Genomic DNA, 14,374 nt, shown 5'->3' on the forward strand with positions numbered 1-14,374 from the left:
ATGATTTCTAGAAAATTTTTCAGTGGAATAATCATTATCCTTCTATAAGCATTTTTGAAACGACGTAGAACACGGTGAGTTATATGTCTTCAAGAGAAATAATACGCTCATAAGGATTAATGTGGTTTCTAATTACATGGGTACTTTGTACAAGAATGTCAAATAACTCACACCAAATAGAGAAAATATTTATATACATAGACTTCCTGTTCATCTAGAACACCAACATTTGGATATTGCTACTCTATTAATGGATTGTACGCTTAATCATGCAAAAAAGGAAAAAGCAACTTCAATTCGGCTGGATACTTATTTTAAAACAAAGTAAATCTAATGTTCTACAAATCTCGTGGTTATCAAAAGCCAGATATGATCTGTTTTCCAGATCAAAGCGTGTTTCCTTTTATTTGTTTTGAAAAAGTGCTTGAGAATAATGTTCTTGAGCAGACATAGACTTTAAGGAAAAGCACCTACTATAACCAACGGTTGTTTTACTTTTGCAAATATCAAACTTACAGCTCTGAGCACTCAAATAGATATTTCTTTTAACCGTATACAGCGACTAGCCATTCCGGCAATAATAGCTGGAATTGCAGAGCCTGTATTATCTAGCACAGACGCAGCTGTGGTAGGAAATATAAGCGAAAATAGTATCGAGTCTCTTGCGGCGGTTGGTATTGTGGGTTCATTTCTCTCAATGCTCATCTGGATTTTAGGTCAAACCCGCAGTGCTATATCTGCTATCATTTCTCAAAATCTAGGTGCAGGAAAACTTGATGATATAAAAGTGCTCCCTGCACAAGCTATATTTTTTAACATCTTACTTAGTATCATCGTACTTGCTAGTACTTACTTCTTTGTGGCAGAGATTTTTACCTTACTCAATGCGACAGGACTTGTTTTAGATTTGAGTATTGATTACTATAATATACGTGTATGGGGGTTCCCTCTTACCTTATTTACGTTTGCCGTTTTTGGCATTTTTAGGGGATTACAAAATACATTTTGGCCTATGGTAGTCGCTATTATAGGGGCTACTTTAAACATTTTACTTGATTTTTTGTTTGTATATGGTGTTGAGGGTTATATTCCTGAAATGGGAGTAAAGGGTGCTGCTTGGGCGAGTTTAATAGCCCAAGCAATAATGGCCGTAATGGCTTTGCTATTATTAGTAAAGAAAACAACTATTTCTTTAAAACTACAATTCCCACTTCATCCAGAAATTAAACGGCTAGTCTCGATGAGTCTCAACCTCTTTGTGCGATCTTTCTCCCTTAATATTGCACTAGTTTTAGCAGTAAGGGAAGCGACAGATATCAGTGATGAAACTGTAGCTGCCCACACTATTGTTGCTAATATTTGGTTATTTACAGCCTTTTTTCTAGATGGATATGGTGCGGCCGGTAATCTGTTAAGCGGGCGTTTATTAGGAGCACGCGATTATAAGAAACTCTGGGACCTTACAAAAAAAGTTATAAAGTATAATCTTGTTGTGGCTACGTTTTTGATCATACTTTGTAGTCTTCTATACAAACCTTTAGGACTTCTTTTTAGTAATGAAGGCGCTGTGCTCACTATTTTCTATAGCGTTTTCTTTATCGTTATCATAATGCAGCCTATCAACGCTATTGCGTTTACCTTAGATGCTATTTTTAAAGGACTGGGTGAAATGGCCTGGTTAAGAAATACGTTGTTGATAGCAACTTTTATAGGGTTTGTACCTGTTCTCTACCTAAGCAAGTATTTTCACTGGGGTATTATTGGAATTTGGCTTTCTTTTATGGTATGGATGATCTTTCGCGCAAGCGCACTCATCTATTTCTATCATAAGAAATATTATAGATTAGCTATAAATACTACTTCTTAATCTCCTATTGGTATTTCTATCTCTCCTTCTTCTCTATCGCTCGGGCTTCTAGTACTATCTTTTACTTGTTGAATAGTTTCGTCTGCAAGAGGTTTACCTAAATATACTATGTAGCTATCTTCAAACGATTTAAGTTCTAGTTCTTGGACAAGCGAACTTATAATATCAATAGTACCATCTGATTCTTTTACGAAAAGCGGGATCATGTCGTGGTCCTCTGCAATAATTTTTGCAATACTATGATACTCTGCTGAGCTATTGATAGCGACTTCGTTAATAGTAGGGAATTGGCGTGTAACTTCCGTCATATTTATAAAATCATCTGTAGATGAAAATAACCCTTCTTTAGGCAATTGAGTAACATTATCCATTTCTCTTTTGGAAATGAGGCGATAGGCACCATTTTCCCCAAATTGCTTTCTAAATCTATTAATCGCATATTTATTAATCTCGCTATTTCCTGTGAGTGACATTAAGTAACCTATGTCACTAAGCTCTACATCATCTGTGAGGTCATCTGCATAAATATTTGCCTGTAACGCTGTTAATCCAGATTCTTTAGCGGTACGGATATTAGTTACGTTACTATCCATAAGCACTACATGGCGACCATTTTTTTGTAAATATTTAGCTATAAGTCGTGGCATTTCTGAAGAACCTATAATTAGTATGCCCTCAGACTTTGTTAAAAAGACTCCTACTATTTTTGCAAAAAGTCTTGCCGTGGTTGCATTGAGCAATACAGTACCTAGTACAATCATAAAAACGAGCGGGGTAATATATTCTGCTCCGGGCTCTCCTTTTAAAATTAGTTTTGAACCAAAAAGGGAAGCAATACCTGCGGCTACAATACCTCTAGGTCCTACCCAAGATATAAAAAGCTTTGCCCCCATGCTTAGGTTTGAGCCCATGGTACTTAAGAAAACCCCTATAGGTCTTACTATAAAAACTACAACTAAAAACAGAAAGAGCGTGTCCCATCTGTATAATAATTCTAGATCAGCAATATTCATATTTGCTGAGAGTAATATAAATAAAACAGAGATTAAGAGAACACTAAGCGACTCTTTGAAATATAGTAATTCTTTTATATTAGGCAGGTTAATGTTTCCTAAAACCATTCCCATGACCACCACCGCGAGTAATCCTGACTCGTGAGCAAATTGATCTGACATCACAAAAACGCCTAGCACAGCAGCCAGTGTAAAGACATTCATTAGGTAATGTGGCACCAATTTTTTCTTTACTATTAACGCTAAAGCGTGGGCAAATGTAAAACCAAATGTACTTCCAAAAAGTACAATTTTTCCAAATTCCACTAAGGCTGTCTTTGTAAATTCAGCTCCTTGTCCTACGGATATAAATTCATACATTAATACGGCAACAAGAGCACCTATTGGGTCTATTAAAATACCTTCCCATTTTAGAACCGTAGAGATATCCCTCTTTACGGGAACATTTCTAAGTATGGGAGAAATTACAGTAGGTCCTGTCACTATTATTAGCCCAGAAAAAAGTAGAGAAATTTGTAAACTCAATCCAAAAATCCAGTACGCAGCAAAACCTGCACCTACAAAAGTTACAAGACTACCAAGAGAAATAAGTTTTGTAATTACTGGGCCTACATTACGTATCTCTTCTCTCTTGAGTGTGAGTCCTCCTTCAAAAAGAATAATTGAGATTGCTAGTGAGACAAACCAATAAAGACTTTCTCCTGGAAAAAGACCCTCACTACCGTCCCATATAGGCTGTATCCACTTTGTACCATCCTCAGAAATTAGTGTAGAAATAGGCCCTACAAAAAGTCCAATTAACAATAGAGGCAAAATTGCAGGTAGCTTTAAACGCCATGCAGCCCACTGTGCAATTATTCCCAATATGATGATTCCCGCTAGTTCTAACATAGTAAATCAGTTTTTGTGCGATATTAATCTTTTTCCGTTTTAAGAAGTTGCTGTCAAGTTACAATTCTTTGTTAAAAACAAGGCGTTACAACGTCTGAAAATAGGGATTTTGCTATTTTGCAGAGGTTTTGCCAGTATATAGATGCCTTTTTTCAAAATAGATACGCTTTCGCGAAAGCGTAAGCATCTAAGACAACTGTACATAATCAATCTATTTTTATGAAAATATACCCTATTGAAGCTGGAAATTTTAAACTAGATGGCGGCGCTATGTTTGGTGTGGTTCCAAAATCTATCTGGAGTCGAACAAACCCAGCAGATTCAAATAACCTTATTGATATTGCCGCTCGATGTATGCTTATTGAAAATGGTGATCGACTCACCCTTATCGATAATGGGATGGGAAATAAACAATCTGATAAATTTTTTGGATATTATTACCAGTGGGGAAATCACTCTATAGATGCATCTTTAAAAAAATATGGATTTCACAGAGATGATATTACAGATGTTTTTATGACTCACTTGCATTTTGACCACGTGGGTGGCGCTATCCAGTGGAATAAAAACCACACGGGATACGAGCCTGCTTTTAAAAATGCAAAATTTTGGACTAATGAAAATCACTGGAATTGGGCCATTAAACCTAACAATAGAGAAAAGGCTAGTTTTTTAAAAGAGAATCTTATTCCAATGCATGAAAGTGGCCACTTACACTTCATAGATAGAGGCATTGAAGAATATAAAGCAAATACAGAACTCAATTTTGGTATTTTATTTGCAGATGGACACACAGAAAAACAAATGCTTCCTCATATTGAAATTGCAGGAAAAATAGTTGTTTTTATGGCAGATCTCTTACCTACGGTAGGCCATATTCCTGTTCCTTATGTAACAGGTTATGATACAAGACCTCTACTTTCTATTGATGAAAAGGAGCGTTTTTTAAAAACAGCAGCAGATAGAAACTATTACCTCTGGTTAGAACACGACGCGCACAATGAATTAATTACCGTCCAGCACACTGATAAAGGCGTGCGACTCAAGGACACTTATACCTTTAATGAACTATTTAATTAAGATGATGAAAATAAAAAACCTAAAACCTATTCTCTTTGCAGCAGTAGCTAGCACCTTTCTTGTGGCCTGTGACACTCCCTCAGCTCTCGTTACAGTACCTGTAGAAAATGTAGATGATAATCCGTTAAAGATTAGTAGTCTTACTGAAGAGCAAGAAAAAACCTGGAGCCACCTAGATCTAAAAATGGATACCATACCAGGAATGAGTGTTGACCGCACCTATAAAGAAATATTACCTGGTAAATCTGGGCAACAAGTAATTGTTGCAGTTATAGATTCTGGAGTAGATATTACCCATGAGGATCTTAAAAATAAAATATGGACAAACCCAAAAGAGATCCCAGGAAATAATAAAGATGATGATAGTAATGGCTATGTTGATGATATGCATGGGTGGAACTTCTTGGGCGATGTTACATCAGAGCAACTTGAATTTGTACGTATAATCAAGCGATATGACGCTCAATTTTCTGGAAAAACACTTGCAAACATTCCAGCAAACCAAAAAGATGCTTTCTTGCAATATCAAAAAGCAAAAGGAGAGTACGATACTAAGGTGGGGGAAGCACAAGCAAACAAAGCTAGGTATGAGCAAATATTAAGTCAGCTTAAAACATCACATGCTGCTGTAAAAGCAAAGCTTGGAAAAGAAGACTATACGGCTGCTGAGTTAAAAGCTATCACAAATCCTTCTCCAGAAATGCAGAATCACATTGGTTTTCTTACGCAAATGCTGGGGTATGCAGATAGCATCCCAGAATTTATGAAAAACATAGAAGAAGGTGTGGAGTACTTTACAAATCAGCTTGAAGCAAATTATAATAAAACAGCAGATTTTAGGAAGCAACTAGGGGATGATCCTTATGATTTAACAGACAAAGTATACGGAAATAACAATGTTTATGGGCCAGAGCCAGACGGTGCAAAACACGGTACACACGTAGCAGGTATTATTGCTGCACAACGTAACAATGGCAAAGGAATGAACGGTGTGGCAAATGATAATATCAAGATTATGGTGTTACGCGCTGTTCCAGATGGAGATGAATATGATAAAGATATTGCACTTGCTATTCGTTATGCAGTAGATAATGGTGCAAAAGTAATCAACACCTCTTTCGGTAAATACTATGCTCAAAACCCAGAATGGGTCTATGATGCGATAAAGTATGCTGCAAAAAACGATGTCCTTATTGTAAATGCTGCTGGAAATGAAGGATTGAGCCTAGATGACCCAGCAAATAGAGTATATCCAAATGATCAATTAGACAATGTCTCTGAAATGGCAGATACCTTCTTAACAGTAGGTGCTCTTAACTTAAAATATGGTGGTGAGCTTGTTGCAGGTTTTTCAAACTATGGTAAATCTAATGTAGATGTTTTTGCACCAGGTGTAAAAATTTATGCAACTACCCCAGAAAACACATATGACTTCCTACAAGGTACATCCATGGCTTCGCCAAACACTGCTGGTGTGGCTGCTATGTTGCGTAGCTACTATCCAAAACTCTCTGCTTCTCAAGTTAAAAATATCATTATGAAAAGTGGTTTAACAACAAATACATCTGTTATCTTGGGGGGCGATACAGAAAAACAAGCTCGTTTTAGTGAGCTTTCAAAATCTGGAGAAATGGTTAATATGTACAATGCTTTTAGACTGGCAGAATTACAGAAGTAACAGTCACATAGAAGCCTAATTCTAAAAACTTTATAAAGAATGAAATACAACTTAAGAATTTTTGCCTTGATATTTGTTTTTGCTTTCGCGAAAGCGTTTGCTCAAAATAATACCTCGTACTGGCAACAACATGTAGACTATAAAATGGAAATTGATATGGACGTAAAGTCGTATCAATATGATGGAAAACAGAAATTAGAGTACACTAACAACTCTCCTGAGACCTTAGACCGTGTATTTTACCATTTATATTTTAACGCCTTTCAACCTGGAAGTGAGATGGATGTACGCTCACGCACTATTGCAGATCCAGACGGTCGTGTAAAAGATCGTATAAGTAAATTAACTCCAGATGAAATAGGATTTATAAAAATAAATTCTTTAACCCAAGACGGTACTCCACTAACCTATGAGGTGGCTGGAACGGTTCTAGAAGTAGAGCTTGCAGAACCCATAAAGCCAGGAAAATCTACCACCTTTGAGATGGACTTTAAAGGTCAAGTACCTGCACAAATACGTCGTTCTGGTCGTAACAATAAAGAAGGTGTTGCGCTATCAATGACGCAATGGTATCCTAAAATGGCCGAATATGATTTTGAAGGATGGCACGCAGATCCATACATTGCTCGTGAGTTTCACGGGGTGTGGGGAGATTTTGACGTAACTATTAATATTGATAAGGATTACACTATTGGAGGAACGGGATACTTACAAAATCCTAAAGAAATTGGTCACGGATATAATGGCCCCTCTATGAAGCCTGGAAAGGGTAAAAATGGAATACTATCTTGGCATTTTAAGGCTCCCAACGTACATGATTTTACGTGGGCTGCAGACCCAGAATATATCCATGACATTACAAAGGGAGAAAATGATGTAGACTTACATTTCTTCTATAAAGATAATGACGCAATCAAGGAAAATTGGAAAAAGCTACAGCCTATGACAGCGCAATTGCTGGCTTATTTTAATAATAATGTGGGTACATATCCCTACAACCAATATTCTGTCATACAAGGAGGTGATGGTGGTATGGAATATGCGATGTGTACATTAATTACTGGAGAACGCAAGTTTGGAAGTTTATTTGGTGTGACTGCTCATGAGATGGCACATACATGGTTTCAGTTTTTACTAGCTAGTAATGAGGCAAAGCACGAGTGGATGGATGAAGGTTTTACGTCTTACATCTCTGCTCTAGCAGAAAATGAAATTACAGGTGGTGACAACCCAAATCCACTTGCTGGATCTTACAGAGGCTATTACTATTTAGTAAAGTCAGGTAAAGAGCAGCCGCAAACAACACATGCAGATCGCTACAATGAAAATATGCCTTACAGCATTGCTGCATATAGTAAGGGTGCCGTATTTCTCGCACAACTGGGGTATGTAATAGGAAAAGAAAACCTTGACAAAACACTTAAGAAATACTTCGATGATTTTGCATTCAAACACCCTACTCCTAATGACATTAAACGAACCGCAGAAAAAGTTTCTGGAATAGAACTAGACTGGTATCTAATGGATTGGGCACAAACGACAAACACCATCGATTACGGAATCACTAGTGTTGAAGCAGACGGGGACAACACAAAGGTTACGCTTACGCGAAAAGGGCTCATGCCCATGCCTATAGATCTTTATGTAGAAAAATCAGATGGGAGCAAAATGTCTTACTACATCCCACTCAGAATGATGCGTGCTGAAAAAGAAAATCAAACTCCAAATATTATGCGTAAGCAGTTAGAAGATTGGCCTTGGACGAACCCAACGTATTCGTTTGTGATCGATGCTCCTTTAAAGGACGTAAAGATGATGACAATAGACCCTACTAGATTAATGGCAGATATTGATCAAGAAGATAATACTTGGATCAAAGAATAGAAGCGAGATTACAAAGAATCAAAAAAGGTCCTAACTAATTATTAGGGCCTTTTTTGATTTTATAAAATGAGTATTTTTGAGTCAAACTTTTTTAAAATGAAGAATTTTTTCTTTCTCCTATTACTTATTGGGTTTATAAATATAAGTAGTGCTCAAAATGATATACCTAAGCATCAAGAGGTTGTAAACCTGTTTGAAAAACATTTTAATAATGGAAATGACCAAGCGTTATTTGATCTATTTTCAGAAAGCATGCAGTCTTTTCTGCCTTTAGAAAAAGCTATAACTTACTTCTCAAATCTCAAAAATAATCTTGGTAAAATAGAAGCTTATAAATTTGATAGAATAACTCGAAAAGGTTTTGCCTCTTATAAAACTACCTTCACTAATGGACTTTTTTCTATTAATATAGCTTCTAATAAAGAGTCAAAAATCACAGGCCTCTTTATTGAGCCTTACAAAGAAAATAAACTTCCCGTTCTAGAAAAAAATATTTCTGATCTTATACTTCCCTTTACTAAAACGTGGACCGTTACATGGGGAGGGGATACCGTCATGCAAAATTATCATGTAGAGAGTACAGCTCAAAAAAATGCTTTTGACTTAGTAATCACAGATACCTCTGGAAAATCTTATAAAACAGACGGAAAGACAAATGAAGATTATTATGCTTTTGGAAAACATTTAATTGCTCCTTGTGATGCAGAAGTTGTTCTGGTTGTAGATGGGATAAAAGATAACCTCCCAGGGGAACTCAATCCAATCTACGTTCCTGGAAATACAGTGATCTTAAAAACCTCAAATGATGAGTTTCTATATTTTGCTCATTTTAAACAACATTCTATAATTGTTGAACTAGGCCAGAAAGTAGTGCAAGGGGAGTTGCTCGGGTTGTGTGGAAATTCTGGAAACTCATCAGAGCCTCACCTCCATTACCATATGCAGAATGTGGAAGACATGAACGTGGCAACTGGCGCAAAAAGTTATTTTAAGTCTATTGAAGTGAATGGAGAGGTAAAAGTTGATTATTCTCCTGTGAAGGGCGATAAAGTATCAAACCCTAATTAGATGTGTAAATTACCTAGCGGATCCATCCGAATGAGAAAATGTATATTGATACTATCTACAATTTGTTTTACAGCCTCCACTAGTGCACAAAAAAACGTAATTAAAGATTCTATTTTTAAAAAAGATCGCTCTCTTTCCTATGAGTCCTTTATCATACCCACAACACTTATTACATACGGCGCTGTAGCACTTAATGTTTCAAGTGTCAAAGATTTAGATACTCCTATAAATCAATATATCGACGGTAAAGAAGATTCCTTTCCTATTGATGATGTCACACAATTTCTTCCCTCTGCTTCCGTATATGTGCTTAACCTATTTGGGGTACCAGGCAAACATGATTTTATAGACCGCACACTAATTCTTGGAAGCGCCTACGTTCTTATGGGAGGCAGTGTGCGTATTATAAAAAACAATACAGGAATAAAGCGTCCAGATGGATATAGCAATAGGTCTTTTCCTTCTGGACACACTGCAACCGCCTTTATGGGTGCAGAGTTTTTATATCAAGAATACAGAGATGTCTCTATATGGTATGGAGTCACAGGCTATGCATTTGCTGTAAGTACTGCATTCTTACGACTTTATAATAATAAGCATTGGTTTTCTGATGTAGTAGCTGGAGCAGGAATTGGAATTTTAAGTACAAAAATTGCATATGCCATATATCCTTTTCTGAAGCGTATTTTTTTAAAATCTAAATCCACGAAGGCACTAGCGACTCCATTTTATAATGGGGAACATGTGGGTCTGGCATTTACGATGTCTTTTTAATTATACCTATTTCTAATAACTCACCCCACTGTGTAGTAAACCTTGGACTCCGTTCCTCTTTGATAAGTTCCCATTGCTTTTTACTTTTCTTTGTGCCTGATAACCCCGCACTCACTGTAGATTTCCCATAGCGATTATTAATGGTGTCAAACGTTTTAATGAGTGTAGTATTAAGTGACTGCCCTGTTGCAAAAAGATTTCCTTGAACTTGATTTTCTGGAATAAGCCCTAATAAATTTACTCCTACCTTTTTATAGCGATATCCTTTTTTATAAATCATTTGCAAGGCACGTTTGCCCTCGCTAATAAGTGTAAACGTATTATTTGTAGGCACAGCAAGTGTAATTGTTTTACTGTCTCTATACTGGTTATCGTAGAGGCTATGATAATTAGTAGTTAAAAACACCTGTAAATAAGTGCAGCAACATTTCTGAGCCCGCAACACCTCGCTTGTCTCGCTTATATAATAGGCACAAGCCTCTTCAATGGTTGCAAGGTCTGATAGTTTTTTTCCAAAAGACTTTGCGGTGCCTATGGCTTTTTTCTTTCGCGGAAGCGTTTCAAAAGTGATACACGATTCTCCATTGAGTTCTCTCCACATGCGTTCTCCTACCACTGTCATTTCCTTCCGTACCCATGACAGAGGGAGCTGTGTAAACTCATAGGCATTAAACACGCCTACTTTTGCGAGGCGTTCTACATGCTTTTTCCCCAGACCCCATATATCTTTTGTTTCGGCCCATTTAAGTGCTTTAATCCTTTTGTCTTCTGTATCCAACACAAAAACGTGTTTACAAGCAGGAAACTTTTTTGAGATACGATTAGCAAGTTTAGCAAGTACTTTAGTGGGGGCAATCCCTACACCTACGGGAATACCCGTATAACGCACTACTTTCTCTTTTATCTGAGTTCCATAAGTCTCTAGATCTATGTGCTGCATACCTGTGAGATTTACAAAAGACTCATCAATACTGTATACTTCTACATCTGGAGAGAACGTTCTCAAAACATTCATCACACGATCAGATAGATCGCCATATAGTGTATAATTAGAAGAGAAAAGCGTCACATCATTTGCTTCCAGCACGTGTTTTATTTTAAAAAGAGGCTCACTATATGGAATGTGTGTTAGTGCTTTTGCTTCTTTATTTTTTGCAATGATACAGCCATCATTATTGCTTAGCACCGCTACAGGTCTTCCTTTTAAGTCTGGTCTAAACACTTGCTCACAAGATGCATAGAAACTATTACAGTCTACCATCGCAATCATATAGCCTTATGTATTATGTATGTTATGATACCCCAAAGTTCCAGTTGACTTTTAAGCTTTGTGATCCTAATCACATTAAAATCACCTTCCTCAATTACTAGTGCTAATGTGTCAAGCGCTGGTGACAATGCCCGGTCTATGACTAAAATATCTTGATCTAGAATATTAAAATCGCGCCACTCATTCCCTTTTACACGTACATAGAAAGTCGCTTCTTTTGACGTTGTAAGTGCTTGATTTAAATCTATTACAGGCTCTCTGTAGTGCGTAGCAGGACTAGGAAAACCCGTTTGTACAGAGGTATTTCCATTATAATCTACAAGTGCCCGCTGTATTTTTTTAATTTTCAACTCCATAATAATGTAAAAGTATGGATATTTTCCATATTAATGTATTTATTCCAATATTTAACGTGTGTTTTATTTTTTTGATATCATCTCAATAGTACTCCTTGACTTAAAAAAGAATGGCTTCACGCAATGCTTTGTGAGTTAGTATTTCGCTTTCGCGAAAGCGAAAAAAACTATCTTTGTCCTAATGAAATACACGTATCCCAAGGCCGAAAGACTCAAATCAAGAAAGATCATTGATGCATTATTTGTTGAGGGACACTCTGTAAAATCATATCCGCTACGCCTAGTATATCTTGAAACGCCGCTACCAGTAGAAGGAATTAATGTTCAGGCTGGGGTTTCTGTTTCAAAACGTAGTTTTAAGCTTGCTGTCTCACGTAACCGCATCAAACGTTTAATGCGTGAATCGTACCGCCTACATAAAAACCTTATAGACACTAGCGGTAAAAGCTATGCGCTTCTTTTTCTATATACTGGTCGAGAAGAAATCTCTCAGCAAGATCTTCATAAGGCTATAATTAAACTTATAAAACGTTTTAATGAGGTGACTGTTCTTTCATAACAACTTTCTGCACGAGCTTTCCTGTTTTTATAGACTTGTTACATCTCTCTCCTTTTCTTATCTTGTTAGATCTAGAAATAGTTATGTACTATTCTATAGGAAAAATGTGGCGTGAACAGATGTACGCTTTCGCGAAAGCATACTATACTCTTTACCGTAATTTTACGTTATATCCAATGACTCTAGAACTAAAGAAATTCTAAATGAAAAAGAAAATAATCATACCTATATTAGCCATCACCATTGCTATAGGGACCTTAAGTTTTAAAAGTGACTTTTTTGAAATTGCAAAGCAAATTGAGATTTTTACAGATCTTTTTAAGGAGCTTAATATGAATTATGTGGATGAGACAAATCCAGCAGATTTAATGAATAGCGCCATCGAGGGGATGCTAGAAGACCTAGACCCATATACAAAATACTGGACAGAGCAAGAGGTAGAAGATGCGCGCATTAATCGCAGTGGAGATTATTCTGGCATAGGAGCAACTGTACGCAATCAAGATAGTAAGATGACTATTATGGAACCTCGTAAGGGCTATCCAGCAGATAAAGCTGGGCTAAAAGCGGGCGACGAGATTTTGAAAATAGGAGATATAAATGTAAAAGAGTTTGAGGGGGATGCTGGTGATCTTTTAAAAGGGGCTCCTAATAGTGAGGTAGAGATTACCTATAGCCGTCAAGGAAAATCGTCTACCACGACCATTACAAGATCTTCTGTAGAAATAGATGCAGTGCCCTTTTCAAAATTAATTAATGGGGATACTGGCTACATTGTTCTTACAAAGTTCAATAAAAAGGCTTCTGCGCAAGTGAAGGAAGCGCTCGTAAATTTAAAGTCTGATGGGGCCTCAAAAATTATTCTAGATTTAAGAGGAAATGGCGGAGGTCTTTTGAGTGAAGCTATCAACATCTGTAACCTATTTTTACCTAAAGGCAAACTTATTACCACCACAAAATCTGTCGTAAAAAAGTATAACAAAACGTATGTTACAAAGCAGGAACCTGTAGACACAGAAATACCGCTCGTAGTGCTTGTAAATGGCCGTAGCGCTTCTGCTTCTGAAATCGTTTCTGGAGGATTACAAGATTATGATCGTGCTGTTGTAGTGGGCGCTAGAACATTTGGTAAAGGACTGGTACAACGTCCTAAACCACTCACTTACGGAACTTCGGTTAAGATTACTATTTCTCGCTATTACACGCCTTCTGGGAGGTGTATACAGGCGCTAGATTACTGGAACCGTGATGATGATGGAAATGCTGTAAGAACTAATGCAGATGATTACAATGAGTTTAAAACAGTAAATGGGCGTAAGGTTTTTGATGGGGGCGGTGTATTGCCAGATATCCAAATTTCTTCTGCAAAATTAAGTCCCGTGACCACTGCTTTGCTTAAAGACAATGCAATTTTTGAATATGCTACAGATTATTATTACCGTCATCAATATAGTAATATGACCGAATTCAGCTGGACAAACGCAGATTATAATGACTTCAAAAGATTTTTGAAACAAACGGGGTTTGAATATGAGACAGAAACAGAAGTTGCGTTTGAAAAAGCGCTACAACAAGCTGGAAAAGATGACATAGAGAAAGAAGTTTTATCTGCTTACAACACCTTAGATGCGGCCATTGCTAAAGCAAAAGAAAAAGCTATAGATGAACGGCAAGAAGAAATAGAGAATTTACTAGTAGATGAGATTGTAAAACGATATTTCTATAGAGATGGACTGTATGAATACCAACTCCTTCATAATAAAGAAATTCAAGAGGCAGTGACTGTTCTAGGTGATAAAGGAAAATACAAGAAGATTCTCAATTACTAATTTACCACTTTAAGACATTTCCTTATTTCGTGAATGTCGCTTAAAAGTCTATATTTTATGTTGCTACAAGGCTCATTCTATCTGGGGAGTATTTTAAAAATATAG

Annotated in this window: 11 protein-coding genes; 8 read left to right on the plus strand and 3 right to left on the minus strand. The window is 36.8% G+C overall.

Going from position 1 to position 14,374, the window contains the following annotated elements; translation table 11 throughout:
• Nucleotides 1–520 precede the first annotated feature (520 nt).
• Nucleotides 521–1,867 carry an MATE family efflux transporter gene (locus OD90_RS08765; protein WP_144668803.1) on the plus strand — a complete coding sequence of 449 codons (1,347 nt, stop codon included), beginning with the start codon at nt 521–523 and terminating at the stop codon, nt 1,865–1,867.
• Here the strand turns inward: OD90_RS08765 and OD90_RS08770 are convergent.
• Nucleotides 1,864–3,771 (minus strand): cation:proton antiporter, encoded by a 1,908-nt coding sequence (locus tag OD90_RS08770; RefSeq protein WP_144668804.1) that lies wholly within the window; start codon nt 3,769–3,771, stop codon nt 1,864–1,866. The genes OD90_RS08765 and OD90_RS08770 overlap by 4 nt on opposite strands.
• Nucleotides 3,772–3,990: 219 nt before the next feature.
• On the opposite strand from OD90_RS08770, the gene OD90_RS08775 reads away from it, so the two are divergent.
• The 5 genes from OD90_RS08775 to OD90_RS08795 all read left to right on the plus strand — a co-directional run bounded on the left by OD90_RS08775 (nt 3,991) and on the right by OD90_RS08795 (nt 10,255).
• Nucleotides 3,991–4,851: an MBL fold metallo-hydrolase gene (locus OD90_RS08775; RefSeq protein ID WP_144668805.1), complete on the plus strand. Its 861-nt coding sequence runs from the start codon at nt 3,991–3,993 to the stop codon at nt 4,849–4,851.
• A gap of 4 nt (nt 4,852–4,855) precedes the next feature.
• The gene (locus OD90_RS08780; RefSeq protein ID WP_144669677.1) at nt 4,856–6,529 is read left to right on the plus strand and encodes a S8 family peptidase; all 1,674 of its coding nucleotides are present in this window, start codon (nt 4,856–4,858) and stop codon (nt 6,527–6,529) included.
• A gap of 39 nt (nt 6,530–6,568) precedes the next feature.
• Complete coding sequence (locus OD90_RS08785) at nt 6,569–8,413, plus strand: M1 family metallopeptidase (protein WP_144668806.1); 1,845 nt, start codon at nt 6,569–6,571, stop codon at nt 8,411–8,413.
• 96 nt (nt 8,414–8,509) lie between these two features.
• Nucleotides 8,510–9,481 carry a peptidoglycan DD-metalloendopeptidase family protein gene (locus OD90_RS08790; RefSeq protein WP_144668807.1) on the plus strand — a complete coding sequence of 324 codons (972 nt, stop codon included), beginning with the start codon at nt 8,510–8,512 and terminating at the stop codon, nt 9,479–9,481.
• A 45-nt stretch (nt 9,482–9,526) separates the two neighbouring features.
• On the plus strand, nt 9,527–10,255 hold the full coding sequence (locus OD90_RS08795; RefSeq protein ID WP_261374493.1) for a phosphatase PAP2 family protein: 729 nt from the start codon (nt 9,527–9,529) through the stop codon (nt 10,253–10,255).
• Here the strand turns inward: OD90_RS08795 and OD90_RS08800 are convergent.
• Both OD90_RS08800 and OD90_RS08805 read right to left on the minus strand, forming a co-directional pair.
• Nucleotides 10,239–11,525 carry a Y-family DNA polymerase gene (locus OD90_RS08800; RefSeq protein WP_144668808.1) on the minus strand — a complete coding sequence of 429 codons (1,287 nt, stop codon included), beginning with the start codon at nt 11,523–11,525 and terminating at the stop codon, nt 10,239–10,241. The genes OD90_RS08795 and OD90_RS08800 overlap by 17 nt on opposite strands.
• A complete protein-coding gene (locus OD90_RS08805) occupies nt 11,522–11,881 on the minus strand; it encodes a S24 family peptidase (RefSeq protein ID WP_144668809.1) in 360 nt (119 codons plus the stop codon). The genes OD90_RS08800 and OD90_RS08805 overlap by 4 nt, the downstream gene beginning before the upstream one ends.
• Before the next feature lie 181 nt (nt 11,882–12,062).
• On the opposite strand from OD90_RS08805, the gene rnpA reads away from it, so the two are divergent.
• Both rnpA and OD90_RS08815 read left to right on the plus strand, forming a co-directional pair.
• Complete coding sequence (rnpA, locus tag OD90_RS08810) at nt 12,063–12,440, plus strand: ribonuclease P protein component (protein WP_144668810.1); 378 nt, start codon at nt 12,063–12,065, stop codon at nt 12,438–12,440.
• Nucleotides 12,441–12,643: 203 nt separating this feature from the next.
• Nucleotides 12,644–14,269, plus strand: coding sequence for a S41 family peptidase (locus OD90_RS08815; protein ID WP_144668811.1), 1,626 nt, complete (start codon nt 12,644–12,646; stop codon nt 14,267–14,269).
• Nucleotides 14,270–14,374 lie beyond the last annotated feature (105 nt).

Origin of the sequence: Dokdonia sp. Hel_I_53 (genome assembly GCF_007827465.1) — a bacterium.
Classification (GTDB): domain Bacteria; phylum Bacteroidota; class Bacteroidia; order Flavobacteriales; family Flavobacteriaceae; genus Dokdonia.